This is a genomic window from Acidiphilium sp. 20-67-58 (assembly GCF_002255515.1).
Taxonomy (GTDB): Bacteria; Pseudomonadota; Alphaproteobacteria; order Acetobacterales; family Acetobacteraceae; genus Acidiphilium.
Map to the genome: position 1 here is coordinate 1 of NZ_NCAS01000037.1, position 16,300 is coordinate 16,300.

The 16,300-nt window shown below is 58.5% G+C and carries 18 protein-coding genes; 12 read left to right on the top strand and 6 right to left on the bottom strand.

Translation table 11 applies throughout. From position 1 onward, the window contains the following. From B7Z76_RS13165 to B7Z76_RS13175, 3 genes are all read left to right on the top strand, one after another. The coding region (locus B7Z76_RS13165) for a plasmid pRiA4b ORF-3 family protein (RefSeq protein WP_291344451.1) at window positions 1-376 on the top strand (376 nt) is incomplete at its 5' end. A gap of 119 nt (window positions 377-495) precedes the next feature. Then, the gene (locus B7Z76_RS13170; protein WP_291344453.1) at window positions 496-690 is read left to right on the top strand and encodes a type II toxin-antitoxin system Phd/YefM family antitoxin; all 195 of its coding nucleotides are present in this window, start codon (window positions 496-498) and stop codon (window positions 688-690) included. 186 nt (window positions 691-876) lie between these two features. After that, entirely contained in the window at window positions 877-1,638 is a 762-nt protein-coding gene (locus B7Z76_RS13175) for a class I SAM-dependent DNA methyltransferase (RefSeq protein ID WP_291344455.1), read from the top strand. A 65-nt stretch (window positions 1,639-1,703) separates the two neighbouring features. Here B7Z76_RS13175 and B7Z76_RS13180 read toward each other — a convergent pair whose 3' ends face one another. After that, window positions 1,704-4,058 carry a heavy metal translocating P-type ATPase gene (locus B7Z76_RS13180; protein WP_291344457.1) on the bottom strand — a complete coding sequence of 785 codons (2,355 nt, stop codon included), beginning with the start codon at window positions 4,056-4,058 and terminating at the stop codon, window positions 1,704-1,706. Window positions 4,059-4,171: 113 nt separating this feature from the next. On the opposite strand from B7Z76_RS13180, the gene B7Z76_RS13185 reads away from it, so the two are divergent. From B7Z76_RS13185 to B7Z76_RS13215, 7 genes are all read left to right on the top strand, one after another. Then, window positions 4,172-4,447 (top strand): metal-sensitive transcriptional regulator, encoded by a 276-nt coding sequence (locus B7Z76_RS13185; protein ID WP_291344458.1) that lies wholly within the window; start codon window positions 4,172-4,174, stop codon window positions 4,445-4,447. Beyond that, window positions 4,447-4,875, top strand: a complete 429-nt coding sequence (locus B7Z76_RS13190) for a hypothetical protein (RefSeq protein WP_291344460.1) — start codon at window positions 4,447-4,449, stop codon at window positions 4,873-4,875. The genes B7Z76_RS13185 and B7Z76_RS13190 overlap by 1 nt, the downstream gene beginning before the upstream one ends. A 147-nt stretch (window positions 4,876-5,022) precedes the next feature. Beyond that, window positions 5,023-6,417, top strand: a complete 1,395-nt coding sequence (locus B7Z76_RS13195) for a multicopper oxidase family protein (protein WP_291344462.1) — start codon at window positions 5,023-5,025, stop codon at window positions 6,415-6,417. A 98-nt stretch (window positions 6,418-6,515) separates the two neighbouring features. Further along, window positions 6,516-6,950: an SHOCT domain-containing protein gene (locus B7Z76_RS13200; protein ID WP_291344464.1), complete on the top strand. Its 435-nt coding sequence runs from the start codon at window positions 6,516-6,518 to the stop codon at window positions 6,948-6,950. A 26-nt stretch (window positions 6,951-6,976) separates the two neighbouring features. After that, on the top strand, window positions 6,977-7,363 hold the full coding sequence (locus B7Z76_RS13205) for a hypothetical protein (protein WP_291344466.1): 387 nt from the start codon (window positions 6,977-6,979) through the stop codon (window positions 7,361-7,363). 542 nt (window positions 7,364-7,905) lie between these two features. After that, window positions 7,906-8,562: a Spy/CpxP family protein refolding chaperone gene (locus B7Z76_RS13210; RefSeq protein ID WP_291344467.1), complete on the top strand. Its 657-nt coding sequence runs from the start codon at window positions 7,906-7,908 to the stop codon at window positions 8,560-8,562. A 295-nt stretch (window positions 8,563-8,857) separates the two neighbouring features. Then, entirely contained in the window at window positions 8,858-9,244 is a 387-nt protein-coding gene (locus tag B7Z76_RS13215; RefSeq protein WP_291344469.1) for a DUF302 domain-containing protein, read from the top strand. Between the two features lie 225 nt (window positions 9,245-9,469). Here B7Z76_RS13215 and B7Z76_RS13220 read toward each other — a convergent pair whose 3' ends face one another. The 4 genes from B7Z76_RS13220 to B7Z76_RS13235 all read right to left on the bottom strand — a co-directional run bounded on the left by B7Z76_RS13220 (window position 9,470) and on the right by B7Z76_RS13235 (window position 12,350). After that, the gene (locus B7Z76_RS13220) at window positions 9,470-10,171 is read right to left on the bottom strand and encodes an MgtC/SapB family protein (RefSeq protein ID WP_291344471.1); all 702 of its coding nucleotides are present in this window, start codon (window positions 10,169-10,171) and stop codon (window positions 9,470-9,472) included. 244 nt (window positions 10,172-10,415) lie between these two features. Beyond that, window positions 10,416-10,697, bottom strand: coding sequence for a hypothetical protein (locus B7Z76_RS13225; protein WP_291344473.1), 282 nt, complete (start codon window positions 10,695-10,697; stop codon window positions 10,416-10,418). A 12-nt stretch (window positions 10,698-10,709) separates the two neighbouring features. Continuing rightward, entirely contained in the window at window positions 10,710-12,086 is a 1,377-nt protein-coding gene (locus tag B7Z76_RS13230; RefSeq protein WP_291344475.1) for an NRAMP family divalent metal transporter, read from the bottom strand. A 60-nt stretch (window positions 12,087-12,146) separates the two neighbouring features. After that, window positions 12,147-12,350 carry a hypothetical protein gene (locus tag B7Z76_RS13235; RefSeq protein ID WP_291344477.1) on the bottom strand — a complete coding sequence of 68 codons (204 nt, stop codon included), beginning with the start codon at window positions 12,348-12,350 and terminating at the stop codon, window positions 12,147-12,149. A 218-nt stretch (window positions 12,351-12,568) separates the two neighbouring features. Between B7Z76_RS13235 and B7Z76_RS13240 the strand changes: the two genes are divergently transcribed. Both B7Z76_RS13240 and B7Z76_RS13245 read left to right on the top strand, forming a co-directional pair. After that, entirely contained in the window at window positions 12,569-12,922 is a 354-nt protein-coding gene (locus B7Z76_RS13240) for a metal/formaldehyde-sensitive transcriptional repressor (RefSeq protein ID WP_291344478.1), read from the top strand. Between the two features lie 51 nt (window positions 12,923-12,973). Then, entirely contained in the window at window positions 12,974-14,851 is a 1,878-nt protein-coding gene (locus B7Z76_RS13245; protein ID WP_366925312.1) for a potassium transporter Kup, read from the top strand. A gap of 239 nt (window positions 14,852-15,090) precedes the next feature. Here B7Z76_RS13245 and B7Z76_RS13250 read toward each other — a convergent pair whose 3' ends face one another. Next, window positions 15,091-16,272, bottom strand: a complete 1,182-nt coding sequence (locus B7Z76_RS13250) for a carbohydrate porin (protein ID WP_291344480.1) — start codon at window positions 16,270-16,272, stop codon at window positions 15,091-15,093. Window positions 16,273-16,300 lie beyond the last annotated feature (28 nt).

Sequence of the window (16,300 nt, forward strand, 5' to 3'; positions counted from 1 at the left end):
CCGCCTTCAAGACCTCACCTTCCCGCGCGAGGAAGACTCAACACTCAGCATTCTCTACGAATACGATTTTGGCGATGATTGGCAGCATGATCTGATCCTGCGGCGTATTCCGCGCGAAAATGGCGCCAAATACCCTCGCTGCATCGCCGGCACGCGCTCAGGCCCACCCGAAGACGTAGGCGGTTCTTCGGGCTACGCCGATTTTCTTGAGTCTTGGGGAGATCCTGACCACGAAGAGCATAAAACCATGCGTCAATGGGCTGGCCGCAAATTCCACCCTGAACACTTTGATCTCGAAGCCACCAACAAAGCCATCGCGCGCGCCATCCGGGCATCAAAGGGAGGATACCGATTCAGGCTCGATCGGACATCCTAATCGTCGGCTATAGGGAATGACAACCAACCGTTATCACGCGCTCTCAGTCCTATTAATCTAGCCCTTGATGTTTCGGCCATTTTGGCCACAAATGCGCAGGGGGTAGCTTTAGGCGGGACATGCAAACACTATCGGCCAAAGATGCGAAATATAATTTCGGTCGTCTTATCGATACGGCGCGGGCTGAGCCCGTTACGGTTGAAAAGCACGGCCGGGCCGTCGTTGTGGTGCTCGCCGTCGAAGAATATGAACGGCTGAAGATAATCGAGTCAGAACAGCGCAATGAGGCGCCACGTTCTGACAATACGAAGTGAAACGGGGCGGAATGGCTGGGCAGATTCGTAAAGACAGATTTGTGCGGTACTGACTGAGCTAGGAGGCTTCGCCGGGAATGGTAGCCTGCGCGAAGCTCTGCAATGGGCTGAGACGACCTATACCCCGTGAAAGATGAACTCATCACCGAGGGAATCATAATCCCCGGGCGCGGGCGCGGTGGCTCAGTGTCGCTCGCCACCGCCCGGAAGGAGGAAGCCAAGCAGGAGACGCCGCCGACTCCGGCTCGGATTTCAGCCGCGTCAGTGAAGCCTCCGCGCGCCAACGGCAATGGCGGCAACCTTGGCTTCGAGGCCGAGCTGTTCAAGGCGGCCGATAAGCTGCGCGGCAGCATGGAGCCGTCGGACTACAAGCACGTGGCACTCGGCCTGAACTTCCTCACGCACATCTCCGACAGCTTCGAGGCCAAGCACACCGCGTTGCTCGCTGACTATCCTGACGGCGCCGAAGACCGCGACGAATACTCTGCCGACAACGTCGTCTGGGTACCGCCAACCGCGCGCTGGTCACACCTACAGGCGAACGCCAGACAGCCTTCGATCGGCAAGATGATCGATGAGGCAATGATCGCCATCGAAGAGGATAACGAGAACTTCAAAGGTGTTCTACCGAAAGATTACGCGCGCCTGGCGTTGAATGCCGTCATGCTGGGAGAGCTGATCGACCTTATTTCCGGCATTGCCCGCGGCCAGGAGAAAGGTTCAGCGCGCGACGTGCTCGGCCGCGTCTACGAATATTTCCTCGGCCAGTTCGCTGGGTCCGAAGGCAAGCGTGGCGGCGAGTTTTACACCCCACGCTCGGTCGTGCGTGTAATGGTTGGGATGATCGAACCCTATAAGGGCCGCGTCTATGACGCCTGCTGCGGATCGGGGGGCATGCTAAGATCCACGAAATGGATGGCGCGACAGCTTGGCACAGCGGACGGCTAGTCTCATATCTGTCCCTTTATCCTATATCATCCTTGCTATGGTATTATCTCAAAAATGGCCGAGGTTCAGAGACGCAACCGCCGCAGGCGCAGGGCGTTCGTGACGACTGATACCGAGCTGAACGACATTGCCAGAGCCGAAACGACTGGGGTGAGCAGAATACCGAACCACGGATAGAACAGACCCGCCGCCACCGGCACCCCGACGGCATTATAGACGAACGCGAAGAACAGATTTTGCCGGATATTGCGCATGACCGCACGGCTGAGGCGTCGTGCCCGGACAATGCCGTCCAGATCGCCCTTAACCAGCGTTATCCCCGCACTTTGCATGGCAACCTCTGTGCCCGTGCCCATCGCGATGCCGATGTCGGCCTCGGCCAACGCGGGGGCGTCGTTCACGCCATCACCGGCCATTGCGACCACGCGCCCTTCGCCGCGCAGTTTGCGGATGACCGCGTGCTTCTGATCGGGCAGCACATCGGCTTCAATCTCGGTAATACCGAGCTGGCGCGCCACCGCCTCGGCGGTGCGGCGATTATCGCCGGTCAGCATGACGATGCGCACGCCTTCCGCCCGCAGTGCCGCGAGGGCCGCGCCGGTGGTCGCTTTCACCGGATCGGCGATGGCAATGACGCCGGCAGGTTTGCCGTCCACCGCCACGAAGAGTGCCGTGGCACCAGTGGCGCGCAGCGTAGCGGCGGTAGCGGAAAGTTCGCCGAGCGCGATGTTTGCCGCTTCCATTAGCCGGGCATTCCCAGCCAGCACATGCCGTTCCTCGATCACGCCGCGCACCCCCTGGCCGGTTATTGAGACAAAATCGCGGGCATTGGTGAGGGGTTGTTGCCGTTCGGCGGCTTCATGCGCAATGGCGGCGGCGAGCGGATGTTCGCTCGATTGCTCCAGGCTGGCGGCAAGACGCAGCACGTCATCCGCCGTGAAGCCGGGGGCCGGGGTGATGGTGGTGACACGGGGCTTGCCCTCGGTGAGCGTGCCGGTTTTATCGATCACGAGAGTATCAACCTTCTCCATCCGCTCCAGCGCCTCGGCGGATTTGATCAATACCCCCGCCGTGGCCCCTTTGCCCACGCCAACCTGGATCGACATCGGTGTGGCAAGGCCAAGCGCGCAGGGGCAGGCGATGATCAGCACAGAGACGGCGGCCAGCAGTCCATAGCTCAATGCCGGCGCTGGTCCCCAGATCGTCCAGAGCGCGAAGGCAAGAAGCGCAACGGCGATGACGGTTGGCACAAAATATCCCGCCGCGAGATCTGCCAGGCGTTGGATTGGCGCGCGCGAGCGCTGCGCCTCGGCCACCATGGCCACAATGCGGGCCAGCATGGTCTGTGCGCCGATCTTCTCGGCGCGCATCACCAGCGCGCCTGTGCCGTTCACCGTGCCGCCGGTCACCGCATCCCCCGGCGCTTTGGTTACGGGCATGGCTTCGCCTGTGACCATTGATTCATCGACATGGCTCCTGCCCTCAAGCACCACCCCGTCAACCGGTACGGCATCGCCTGGGCGGACGCGCAGACGGTCTCCGGCGACGACCTGATCGAGCGGGATTTCCTCGTCCGCGCCGTCATCGTGAATACGGCGCGTTGTTTTTGGCGCCAGATTCAACAGGGCGCGGATCGCCCCGCCGGTCTGTGCGCGGGCGCGAAGCTCCAGCACCTGGCCAAGCAGGACCAGAACCGTGATCACCGCGGCAGCCTCAAAATAGGTATCCACCGTGCCGTTGGCGTTACGAAAGCCTGCCGGGAAGATGCCGGGCGCGGATACTGCCGCCACACTGTAGAGATAGGCCGTGCCGGTGCCGAGCGCGATCAGCGTGAACATGTTGAGGCTGCGATGGCGCAGCGACTGCCAGCCGCGCGCAAAGAAGATGGACCCGGCCCAGAGCACGATCGGCGTTGTCAGCAGAAGCTCGAGCCAGTTCGACGCATATGGCGGCGTCAGATTCTCAAGTGCAGGGCCAAAGCCAGGCACAAAGCCCCCCATCGCCAGCACGACAACGGGTACGCTAAGCGCGGTTGCGGCCCAGAACCGCCTTTCCATGTCGTGCAACTCGGCGTTTTCCGGCATCTGTGCGGAGGAGGTCAGCGGCTCAAGCGCCATGCCGCAGATTGGGCAGGCGCCAGGGTGGCTTTCCCGGATCTGCGGGTGCATCGGACAGGTATAGATCGTGCCCGGTGGGGACGTTGCCGCGGGCGCGGGCAATTGTGGCGACAGGTAATGCGCCGGATCCGTCACGAATTTCTCCCGGCAGCCATTGGAGCAAAAATTGAACGTCTGCCCCGCATGGACGGCCCGGTGCGGCGACACCGCAGGATCAACGGCCATGCCGCAGACAGGGTCCTGAACTTTGTCCGGGGCGGCCGCATCGGGGTGATGGTGTGTGTGGTGCTCAAGCTCGTCCATGATAACCGCCTGACAAATGATACCTTTGAGAGGGCCGGATGGAATGGCTTGCCGACCGGAGGCAATGGCGGTATATACCCCTCAAGGGTATGGTATCAAGTGGTGATCCAGCAATGCATGACACGACACGGCAGAAAGTGACTCAGAGGCTGCGGCGGATTGAAGGTCAGGTCGGCGGAGTGCTGCGCATGGTCGATGAGAATCGCTACTGCATTGATCTGCTCACACAAATTGCCGCCGTGCGGGCTGCTTTGCACAAAGTCGAGGAAGAGGTTTTGCGCGACCATTTGAGCCATTGTGTCGCAGATGCCTTTGCCTCGGGGGATGCCACCGACCAGCGCCACAAGGTGGATGAACTTGTCCAGACATTGGGGCGGATGACACGATAATGGCGGGCAATCGGGCGCAACATCATGTCGTGAAGCTGAGCCTTGCGCCGCGGTTTTTCAGGTTTTTCTACGTCGCGCTCTTGCTGTTCGGATCGGCGATCGGTGGCGCGGTTCCTTCGCCTGCTGCGCCCGCTGTGGCTTCAACGGCCATGACGGCAGGCATGAGCATGGCTAAGCCTTGTCCGGCGAAAGCCGCAACGCCCCTGCGCGAAACGGGAGCCACTCTGCCGCTCGCGGCCGATCCTTGCTGTCATGGCCCGTCGGTCTGTTCGTCTTGCGCAAGTCCGGTGGTGAGTCTTCTGCCGCTTGGCGCTACCCCGTTGCCGGCAGCCCCTCCGGCACGCGCGGTCTTTCTGTCTGGCTTCTACAATATTCCGCTCGGGCAGGTTGCCCGTCCGCATTCACCGCCGCCGCGCCGCCTGGTTTGAACAGAGTCTATGTGGCTGTGGATGCCTCCGCGTGTCCAGCCACGACATTTTCGGGTCGATGACCCGGGTATTCTGATCTCCAAGCGTTCTGGCCGATGCCAGAAAAGGTACAGTGTTATGCATAAATTTTTATCACGCCGGCAGGTGATGCTGGCGGGCGCCGCCAGTGCGGCGTTTTCCACCCTGCCAAATGAGCGGGCGAGCGCCACTCCGGCCCGCGTTCTCACCGTGGGCAGCCGCACCATTGAGGTCAACGGCAAGCCCGCTTCGGTCTTCGCTATCGAGGGGGCGGATGGCGCGTCAGGCTTGGTGCTGGCGCCGGGCGAACGCTTCACCACCTCGCTCGTCAATCGCTGCGGCGCGCCTACCATCATCCACTGGCATGGCCAGACGCCGCCGGTGCAGCAGGACGGCGTAACGGCGACCGGCTATGAGACGCTGATCGCCGATGGCGCGGCCCAGGGCTACGACTTTGCTCCACGGCCCGGCACGCATTGGATGCATTCTCATCACGGGTTGCAGGAGCAGCAACTCATGGCGGCGCCGCTGATCGTGCGCACGGCAGAGGATATGCGGGCGGACCGGCAGGAGGTTGTCGTCCTGCTGCATGACTTCACCTTCAAAAATCCGGCGGACATCCTGGCCAGCCTGACCAGTGCAACGGGCACCGGCACGGCCGGAGGAATGATGGGCGGCATGGGTGGCATGGGCAGCATGGGGAGCATGGGCGGCGGGACGGATCTGAACGATGTCGATTTCGACGCCTATCTGGCCAACGGGCGCACGCTGGATGATCCTGACGTCGTCAAGGTTGCGCCGGGCGGGCAAATCCGCCTACGCCTGATCAACGGCGCGACCTCAACCGCGTTCTGGATCGATACGGGCGCGGTTCAGGGGCAGATCATCGCCGTCGATGGTGATCCGGTCCGGCCCGTCTCGGTTGGGCCGTTTCCTCTCGCTGAAGGGCAGCGTGCGGATCTTCTGATGACTTTGCCTGCGGGCGAGGGAGTGTATCCCATCCTTGCCCGGCGCGAGGGCGATCGCGCGCAAACCGGCATTATTCTGGCCACGCCCAAAGCCAGGGTCGCCCGGCTGGCGAACGTGGCGGACACACCCGCCGGGCCTTGCGGCGTGGCGTTGGAGGTGCTGCTGCGCGCCGCCCAACCGCTGGGGGCGCGGTCCATCGACCGTGTGGTCCCGGTGCATTTGACCGGCGGCATGATGGGGTACAACTGGGGCATCAATGGCCAGCAATGGCAGAACCATCAGCCGATCCTGGTGAAACAGGGCGAGCGTGTGGCGTTGGATCTGATCAACGATTCCATGATGTCCCACGCGATGCACCTGCACGGGCATCATTTCCAGGTCCTCGCGATAAACGGCAATCCTCTGTCCGGGGCGATGCGCGATACCGTGCTGGTGCCGCCGATGGGTGGGGTACGGATCGCCTTCGATGCCCAAAACCCTGGCCGCTGGCTGTTCCATTGCCATAACCTCTATCACATGGCTGCCGGGATGATGACTGAACTGCGCTACGTCTGAATGTCGCCGCCGCGCATGGGCCGGGCCTGATGCGCGGCGGTTCTCGTTGAAACATTCCTGGTCCGGGACAAAATTTAACCTACAAAAGGATAAAAATCATGAACAAGTTGGTGCAAAAAATCAGCCTCGCGGCAATGTCGCTCGCCGTTGGCACCCAGGCCGCATGGGCGGATGCCACGGCGAGCACGCCGGCAGTGAGCAGCGGCGTTGCGAATTTTCAAGGCCCGGGGTGGAACGGTTATGGGCCCGGCCCCTGGATGATGGGCGGCGGCTTGGCCGGGCCGCAGATGATGGGCTATGGCGGCGGTGCGTGGATGATGATGTTTGGCGGCATCATCATGGTGGCGCTGCTGGTGTTTTTGGTGTGGGGCATCGCCGGGGATGGCTGTCCGTATCATCGCCGCTATCCGCAGGCCCCGATGCAGCCGGGCAATATTTCTGTGGGATTACATGCTCTCGACGCGCGTTACGCGCGCGGGGAAATCAACCGTGAAGAATATCTGCAGAAAAAGAGCGACATTCTGGGTGCATGAAGGGCAATTTAGTACAGGAGCGGATCATGAATTACCTTGGTCAGAACTGGCTTTTAATAGCATTAGTCTTTGCGGCGTTTCTCTTTATGATGCGCAGGGGTGGCTGCGGCATTCGACGGCGACACAGTTATCAGCGCGGGCGCAATGATGAACAGCCAAACACCCCACCGCCATCGGTAGACAGTCATGACGGTATAAACGGTATGGCCATAGATCCCGTGAGCGGGCATGCCGTTTCAATGACAGCAGCCGCGGCGTCATCCGTCTATCAGGGGCAGGTTTTCTTTTTTGAAAACCGCGCTAATCGTGATTCTTTTGAAGCTGTACCGGAACAATATGCTTCAAATGCCGTAGCATCGGGTATTCCCGTTGGCTCGTATGGCGTCCAGCGCCGTAGACATCACGGCTGTTAGATTTTTACTGTTGTTTTCCAAACGACAACAACGCGCTGGGGAAAACATATCGTTCTGAAATAAAAATTGCGTCACCATTGGCGCAATTTTCATTTCAGTGCGTTGACCGATCCGAGAGCAACAAATCATGTCGAGATTTCATGATTGATTTTGTTCGCGATAGTGACTGTTGATTCCCATCTAACCCAATATCGCACTGGCGCCGCACTTGTCCTTTGGAGCCGTCGCCGAAGATTTTTGTCAGTCAGACAACATCATTGATGCTGAATTGTGCAGTACGGATACGAATTTAACGCCAAAGTTCGGCATCTGAATAATCTATTATCTACGGATAGACTAGATACAATTCACACAGCGCGATCTGCCGTCCGGAAGGATAATTAACTGAAAAATCCATAAGTTTTATATGGTAGAGATCACATATAGCCTAAATGAACTGATCAAGATCATGGTGGCTACATCACACATGTGGTACTAATCCGTTCCGATGGTGTTTAGGCTACGCGCCGTAGTATTGATCCACCATAAAGTAGAGGTTTACCATGAATTTACAATTTCGTAAGATTGCGCTCGGCAGTGCAACCATCCTGTCTTTGGCCGCTTTTTCAGGCGCTTCGCTTGCGCAGACACCAGTTCCTACAGCTACAGCCGCAGGAGATCAGACCGGTAATTTTGGGCCGGGTATGATGAATGGATATGGGCCAGGCTACGGGGCTGGCATGATGGGTGGGGATGGATATGGCTACGGACGAGGCATGATGAATGGCTACGGACCGGATTACGATCGCTCCGCCAACGGCAAAACCGTCGTTACGGACCAGCTCGACTCGCTAAAGCAGGAGTTAAAAATTACTGCCGAGCAAGAGCCCGCATGGAATTCTTATGTTGATGCCGTAGCGGCATCAGATCAAAAATTCTGGGCTGCTTTGCGATCTAAATTCACCCCCGGCACAAGCGTGACTTTATCCCCTGATGACCGCTTCACAATAATGAGCCAGATGATCGCCCTCAGGAAACAGAATTTCGACGACCAAAAAGCTGCGGCAGATGCACTGCTAACGAAACTTACTCCATACCAGAGCGGTCAGGCGAGTATGATTTTACCGGGTCTTGCACAAGGGAGAGGTTTTCAATGCGGCTACGGGAACGTTATGCGGTTTGGCGGTTACCGCATGGGACTTGGCATGATGAATTATTGATGAATAGCCTAAAATTGTTGCCCTGAGATAACCGGATTTGGCGTGCATTTCATTGTAGTGCGCGTCAATTCGGCGACAGTTTCGATAGCAAAAAACGGCAATTGTTAAATTCGCGAATTAAGCACATGCCAATCGAATGAGAGGTCAAAATGATGTATGGTTATGGTGGCACAATGATGTGGGGTTGGGGCTGGGGAAGCTTGTTTGGCCTCTTGTTATGCGTTCTTATTGTTGCCGTTTTCGTGAAATATCTGTTTTTTGGCCGCCGTTGATAACATTTAGGAAGCTTGGTCCAATGACTTACTACATTAGCACGATACTCAACATTGAATTCACCGAGGCGCTTGAACGAACAATCGACGCGCTTAAAGCAGAAGGTTTCGGGATTCTTAGTGACATTAATGTTACTGAAACTTTACACAAAAAGCTCGGCGTTGAATTTCCAAATTACCGCATCCTTGGTGCGTGTAATCCTGCGCTGGCATTCGAGGCGCTAAAACTCGAAAGTAAGGTGGGCACCATGCTTCCCTGTAATGTCGTGATCCGTGATGCCAGCAATGGCCACACCGAAATTGCGGCCATAGACCCAGTGGCCTCCATGCAAGCGATTGATAATCCGGAGCTAAAAATGGCTGCAGTGCAGGTTCGTGATAAACTCGCACGTGTCATTGCCGCGCTGTAAATGTTTTCTCCTTGAGGTAATCGGGCCGCGTCAACTGCCCTGCCGGTGATAACACGTTACCTGGCCGCTCTCTGGGTGCGGCCTGGGAAGATACAGCAAATTCTCCGGCCAGGCGCTAGGTGAGCGATCTCGCCAATGGCCGGATTGTTGATGGCTTGGATCGAGGCCCCTGGATCAGCTACCAAAATCACTCTGCGGCACTATCCACATAATCCCAGCTTATGGTCACGATGTAGCAGCGACCGTCCATGTCGCACTCTTGATGGCCGCTTCTTTCTCCAGCCTGGCGACCACCTCATCCAGCTCGCTTGGCGTGGCATTGGTCGGGATCAGGGCCGCTGCCAGTTCGACAACATCCTCGGCCTCGGCGAGCGTGGTAATATTGCGGATGGGATACTGGGCGTCGTCAAGTGCTGCTGCCAGAAGATCCCGCACATCGGCCACATCTTCTGGGTCGCATAAGGCATGGACGGAGTATTGTGCCTCGGTGGCATGCTGATCAATCGGGCGGCGGTTGATGTAATTTACCAGCGGGCGCAGCAGCGTATTGCCCGCAAGAACAAATGCCGTCAGCACCGCGGCCTCGGCCGGAAAACCGCAACCGCAAAACGCACCGACCGCCGCCGAGCACCATAAGGTGCTCGCCGTATTCAGGCCGCGAATATTGGCGCCATCTTTCAAAATGACGCCAGCGCCAAGAAAGCCGATGCCAGAGACAATATACGCAACGATACGGGTCGCACCGTCAGCGCCGCCAAGGCGCAGGCCGAGGTCTGAGAACGCGGCAGCGCCGATGGCAACGAGAACGGTTGTGCGCAACCCCGCCGAGCGCTGGCGCCATTGCCGCTCGGCGCCAATGAGCGTGCCCAAAAGAAAAGCGACACCAAGCTCGATCACCGTCCAGAAGAAAGGCGGGAGATTGCTCACCAAAAACTCCACCAAAATATCAATATTTCACGATCTCCGCCTGGCGATATCCCGCCGCCAGGTTTTCATGGCGTAGCCTGCCAGTTTCGAGGCTCCATCGAGCGCGCATCCGGAGATGCACGGCTGGGAAAGTCCGGCACGGCGTAGCCCATTGGCACCACTCATCAGTAATGCCGCGCAGTGAAGGCATAGGCGGACGGTCAAGCGAGTCTGCCAACCACGTATCACCCTCACCCATGCGGGGCTACCCACCAGCACCATGGAAAAAGCCAATACCCATAACAACCAGCATCACCACGATGTAAACCCGCAAGCCCCAGAAGATGGCCTGTTGCCAGGGTTTTAACGTGACGCGCGCAACACCAGGCGGCGGCGTTAGCCAGCCTTCGCTATGCGCGATCGCGCTGAGGCCGACGGTATCGTCCTGGACGTACTTGTTGCGATTAAGGCGCAAAATAGGCGGCAACTGGTCGGGACGGCGTTGACCACTCCGGGATTCGTTGAAAAGATTATTCCTATGATCCATGTCACGCCTCGCTTACAGTAGGTTGGGGAAAACGGTGGAGATACCGTAGAGGCCGTTGCAAACGATCAGCAGCACCATCACACCGACAGACAGCGCGTTGCGCAGCGGCGAGTTCACGTGCTCGCCGAGTAGTTCCTTGTCGTTTAGCAGCATCAGCAGGAACAGCATGGCTGCCGGCATGAATACGGTAGCGATAACCTGCACTGTCAGGTTCAGGAATCCGACCGGCACGTTGGGGAGCATCAGCACGCTGGCGGAAACCGCTGTACCCACTACCGCGGGGGCGTAGAAATACAGCGAACGGCGCGGCGAGACATTCACCGAGCGCGGCACGTCTAGCGCCTCGCCTATGGCCCAGGCGGTGCTAGCCGTAATCACGATGGCCGCGATCAACCCCGCTTCCAGCAGGCCCAGCGCGAACATCACCATTGCCCCCTGGCCCAGCTTGGCGCCGATACCGTTGACGACATCCTGATCACCGAGCGACGTAGCATTGGGCAGGGAATGCAGATACTGGCCCGACAGCACGATGATGGCGATGGCGACAACCACCATGCCCACGACACCCAGCATCAGGTCGCGCCGGCTGGCCGGGATGTCGGGCACCAACAAGCCTTTGTCGACGACACAGGATTGCTGGAAGAACAACTGCCAGGGCGCGATGGTGGTCCCAAAATTTGCCGAAATGAGGATCAGGAACGAGGCCGAGAACAATCCGCCCGGCAGAGTCCAGCCGGAGGCGCCGGTAAAGGTGCGGCCGATGGCGGACCAGTCGGGATGCGACATCAGCGCCAGCGGCACGAAAACCATATTGAACGCCGCGACAAGCAGAGAAACCCGCTCCCAGCTCGAATATTTTAGAAATACCAGCACCCCGGTGATGAAGGCGAAAGCCAGAGGGATCGTTACCAGATACGGCACATGGAAAATTTCGCTGGCAACGCGGATGCCGATGAATTCCGTCATCAGGGTGAGAATATTCGCCGCCACCAGGTCGAAAAGCGAGAACGCGCCCCAGAACGCGCCGTAGCGCTTCCAGATCATCTCAGCATGGCCCCGGCGCGTGACAGCGCCCAGGCGGATGGTCATTTCCTGCACCAGATAGGCAATGAAGCCGAGCGGGATCATCAGCGGGATAAACAGACTGATGCCGTATGTCGCGCCGGTCTGGGCATAGGTGATGACGCCGCCGGCATCATTATCGCCGAGCATGACGAGCAGACCCGGTCCGACCAGTGCCAGAATAAGCGCCAGGCGGTTGCGGAGCGTTCTGGGCGCGGCGCGCAGCCGCTGCAGATGTAACCGGTCGCGCAGCCGTTCCTCCAGGCCCTCGGTGTAAGAAACAGGTGCCGCGAGGTCGATATCTAAAATTTTGTTGATTTCGGTCATGAGCCGTCTCCAGCGGCCACCGCATATCCGGTGGCCGCTTATCCAGTTAAAATCTTGCGGTTAGTGCGCGGTGAAGTCAGCCTGAGGCACTTCGGTGTCCCAGTGATAGGTCACACGGCCACCGGGCTGTTCCACCCAGTGCATGACCACCACAGGCCGGTGGCCGCGGCCCCCGTCCAGGGGGCGCTGAACCTCGTGGCTGATTTGCGCGACAGTGGTGGCGGAAAAAACTTTGTTGAAGCAGGTGTGCAGGTTCATGGCCATTGCGGCCTCCTCTGGCTCAAGCGGTTGCTGTGAGCCCGGGAGGCGCGGCCATGAGGGGGTCAGCGCATCAGCGCGACACCCCGAATGGAACATGCCCGGCCCGGGCGATGGAGCAATCAGCGGATAGCTTCACGGCAGGCAGGAAATGCCTACTGTCGCTCTCCGTTGATTGTTGGCTAGATCGCGGGTTCATGGCGTCCTTCGATTGGGTTGAATGAATGATGCCGGTCAACGACACTGGTCTCTTTGGTCGTGCCACGCTATATACCCCCTACCAGTATAAGGTCAAGCGGCAAATGGATTACTCGGACAAGGAAAAACGCAAGCTGGTGAACAGGCTGAGCCGCTTGCGGGGGCAGGTGGAGGCGATGCGTCTGGCCCTGGAGCAGAACACCGATTGCACGGCGCTGCTGCAACAGGCAACAGCCTGCCGGGGGGCGCTGGACGGCTTTATCGCCACCGTGATCGAGCATCATGTCCGCCAGCATCTGGTGGACCCTAAACAGGATGCGGCTGAAAGGTCCAAGGCAGCCGAGGAGCTGATCCACATCGTTCATGCGTATTTAACATGAAATTCCGGAAATCCGCCTAAACTCTGTCAAACTCGTCCTGGAGGCCGCACATTGTCTTACAATAACGCGACGGTCTCGCGCCGAACAACTCCTGCTTTGGCCCTTGCGGCACTCGGTATCGTCTATGGCGATCTCGGCACCAGCCCGCTTTACACGATGCAAACGGTGGTGGACGACGCTGGCGGGCATGTCGATCCGCATCTGGCGCTCGGCATATTGTCGCTGATCTTCTGGACCCTCGTCATCACCATCTCTGTCAAATACTGCGTGTTCGTGATGCGCGCCGATAATCATGGCGAGGGTGGGATTCTCGCGCTGATGTCCCTGATCGGCCGCAACAGCTCGGAGACCGGGCGTCTTCTCGTCTATTGCGGCCTGTTCGGCGCCGCTCTGATCTATGGCGACGGCATCATTACGCCAGCCATTTCGGTTCTCAGCGCGCTCGGCGGGGTGGATGTGGCGACCAACGCGCTCGACCCATACATCATGCCGCTTGCCGTCATCATCCTGGTGAGTTTATTCGCGGCACAGCATTTCGGCACCGCCAGCATCGGCAAATTCTTTGGCCCGGTCATGCTGGTTTGGTTCATCGTCATTGGCCTGCTTGGCATCATCGGCGTCATCCACCATCCGGCGGTGCTGGAAGCCATCAACCCCTATTATGCGTTCAGCCTGCTCGCCGCCAAAGGCTGGGCGAGTTTCGTGGTACTGGGCGGGGTATTTCTTGCAGCCACGGGTGGCGAGGCAATGTACGCGGATATGGGTCATCTCGGCTGCAACCCGATCCGCTCTTCCTGGTTCCTGATCGTTCTGCCCGCCTGCCTGCTGAATTATGCAGGCGAGACTGCGTTGATGTTCGGGCCGATGAAGCAGGGGGACAACCCATTCTTCCTGCTGGTGCCGGGCTGGGCGCTCTATCCAGTTGTCGCCATTTCCGTCGTCGCCACCATCATCGCCAGCCAGGCGATCATCACTGGCTCCTACTCGCTCACGCGCCAGGCCATGCAGCTTGGCTGGTTTCCGGGCCTGCGCATCCGTCAGACATCCGACACCGAATATGGCCAGATCTATGTGCCATTAGTGAACTGGGTAATGATGACGCTCACCGTGCTGCTGACGATGACTTTCCAGACATCAAACCGGCTGGCCGGCGCCTACGGTACGGCAGTCTCCACCACCATGCTCCTGACAACCGCTTTGCTCTATACGGTGATGCGCGAGCGCTGGGGCTGGCGCAGCATCACGGCAATACCCGTGGCGGGGTTGTTTCTGTTTGTGGACCTTAGTTTTTTCACTGCCAATCTGCTCAAGATCAAGGCCGGCGGCTGGATACCGCTCACATTCGGCGCCATCATTTTTGCTAGCATGATCACATGGCGGCGTGGCACCAGCCTGCTACGCGAACAACTGGCGAAGCTGACCGAAAAGCCGGGGCCATTTCTGCAAAAACTCGCTGATGGAAAAATTTCACGGGTTCCCGGAACGGCGATTTTCCTGAGCCGTACTGGCGCCAAGGTGCCGCCATTGATGACCCGGCATGTCGCGCAATTCGGCGTGCTGCCGGAGGTCGCAATCAGCCTGACCATCAAGTTCGAGGAAATCCCCCGTATCGCCCCGGCCGAGCGGGTACAGGTCGAGAAAGTGGCGGATGGCATCTGGCATCTCACTGTGCATTTCGGCTTTGTCGAAGTACCAAGCCTACCCCTCGCTCTACGCGAGGCACGGACCCAGGGCTGCCCCGTTGACCTTGATAAAGCCCTCTATTTTGGCGCCCGCGACGATGTGGTCCGCGCCAAATTCAAAAATGGCCTGATGATATGGCAACGTCTGCTGTTTGGCTTCATGTACCGCAATAGCGTGCATACGGTCGACCGCTTCAGCCTGACGCCAGAACAGGTGGTTGAGATTGGCCGACAGATTGAAATTTAACCATCCGAGTTTGGCGGGCTGCAGGAAAATGACATTTAGCCTTGAGCCACAGCGCGGTCCCGATCGGCACCGGATAGGCTCCCGCTCTTGACCGGCTTTTCTAATTAATATCAGCGCATAGTTGCGATTTAGAGTTGGGGTTCCGCAGCAATTCCTAATGACAGCCAGGCACATGATGCGGTGCGAGGGTTTCTGAATAAGTAGTCAATCGTTAAATAGCACGGCTACGCAGTCAAGCATCAAAACGATACCGTTATCGGCAGCAAAAATATCAAGGCGTTTGGGTTCTTCTTCGCCGGATCGGCAGGATCAGCAATGCCGCCGCCCGGATGGACGATGTATTGAAAATCGGCACCGAGACTGAGCCAAGGGGTGATAACTACGTTGTAGGATAGTTCGACATCGGATTCCGCGTTGGGAATCGGCTGCATCGGTTGACCCGCCGCATTCTGCTCCCGGATCAGCCTGGCCTGGCGGCCGTTGATCCAGTCACGGGCCGCCGCAATCGCCAACGTGTCCTGGGGGCGCGCTGGAATCGGCCCTGTCATCGCCAGGCCACCTTGGAGATTGGTGGTAATCATATCCTGAACGGCAGCCGTATGAGCGAAGCGAACGAACGCTTGCAGATTGCGGCCGCCGTTGCCCTGCCACAGAGTCTGGGTATCGCCCACGTAAACAACCGCATTGCCATGATCGAGGCGCGCGGGTCCAGCACCTGATGCCGCGAGTGAACGGCCGCTGGAATCAAAAAGCAAATCAGGCTGACTAAGCGTATCATGGAGGGCACCGACCAGCAGCGTACCTTTTCCGAGCACAGGTAGCGCATAATCTCGCTGCACCTCGGCAATAACAAGCACGCCGGAATTAAGCGGAAATTGAAAGCCGTTGGGGTTACGAGCCTGAACCGGCAGTTGATTAAAGGGAGGGGCGGCTGGCGAGCCACTGAATAGACCTATCCGCAGCCGAATTTTTTCCATCGCCTGGACCGCTATCAGCGCACCCGGCGATTCGAAAGGATACGCAGGACCACCATCGGGCAGATTGATGGCCATGATGTTGCGGTAGGTATAGTTGCCGTCGAGAAAAGTGGCTCCGGCCGGATTTTGATCAAAATTCTCGTCCAACCCGAATTGGCCCAGCTTGATGTGAATTTTATTCTGCGAGGAGTGCCACTCGAAAAAGGCATCCGCCAGTCTTCCGCCATCAGGCGCTTCGATCAAGTCGATCGGGCTAAGGCTATGGACATAGTAGGATGTTGGGCCGTGCCCTTGTACAACAAAGGCCGACGCATAAAACGACAAATCTGACATTCCGGTGATCTTGCTAAGATCGACTTGCACCGAGGGTATCAGCAACCCGGCGAAGAAAGTACCTTGCCTGGAGCCTCCGCTGATCACAGCGCCCGGAACGGCCTGGTCCATCAGCTTGAACGTAATTGGCGCCGCAGCA

Coding starts and splice junctions, on each gene's coding strand:
- B7Z76_RS13180 (WP_291344457.1), bottom strand. CDS start 4,058: ATGGACGAGCTTGAGCACCACACACACCATCACCCCGATGCGGCCGCC.
- B7Z76_RS13250 (WP_291344480.1), bottom strand. CDS start 16,272: ATGGACCAGGCCGTTCCGGGCGCTGTGATCAGCGGAGGCTCCAGGCAA.
- B7Z76_RS13225 (WP_291344473.1), bottom strand. CDS start 10,697: ATGGATCATAGGAATAATCTTTTCAACGAATCCCGGAGTGGTCAACGC.
- B7Z76_RS13170 (WP_291344453.1), top strand. CDS start 496: ATGCAAACACTATCGGCCAAAGATGCGAAATATAATTTCGGTCGTCTT.
- B7Z76_RS13230 (WP_291344475.1), bottom strand. CDS start 12,086: ATGACCGAAATCAACAAAATTTTAGATATCGACCTCGCGGCACCTGTT.
- B7Z76_RS13190 (WP_291344460.1), top strand. CDS start 4,447: ATGGCGGGCAATCGGGCGCAACATCATGTCGTGAAGCTGAGCCTTGCG.
- B7Z76_RS13185 (WP_291344458.1), top strand. CDS start 4,172: ATGCATGACACGACACGGCAGAAAGTGACTCAGAGGCTGCGGCGGATT.
- B7Z76_RS13235 (WP_291344477.1), bottom strand. CDS start 12,350: ATGGCCATGAACCTGCACACCTGCTTCAACAAAGTTTTTTCCGCCACC.
- B7Z76_RS13195 (WP_291344462.1), top strand. CDS start 5,023: ATGCTGGCGGGCGCCGCCAGTGCGGCGTTTTCCACCCTGCCAAATGAG.
- B7Z76_RS13215 (WP_291344469.1), top strand. CDS start 8,858: ATGACTTACTACATTAGCACGATACTCAACATTGAATTCACCGAGGCG.
- B7Z76_RS13205 (WP_291344466.1), top strand. CDS start 6,977: ATGAATTACCTTGGTCAGAACTGGCTTTTAATAGCATTAGTCTTTGCG.
- B7Z76_RS13240 (WP_291344478.1), top strand. CDS start 12,569: ATGATGCCGGTCAACGACACTGGTCTCTTTGGTCGTGCCACGCTATAT.
- B7Z76_RS13210 (WP_291344467.1), top strand. CDS start 7,906: ATGAATTTACAATTTCGTAAGATTGCGCTCGGCAGTGCAACCATCCTG.
- B7Z76_RS13200 (WP_291344464.1), top strand. CDS start 6,516: ATGAACAAGTTGGTGCAAAAAATCAGCCTCGCGGCAATGTCGCTCGCC.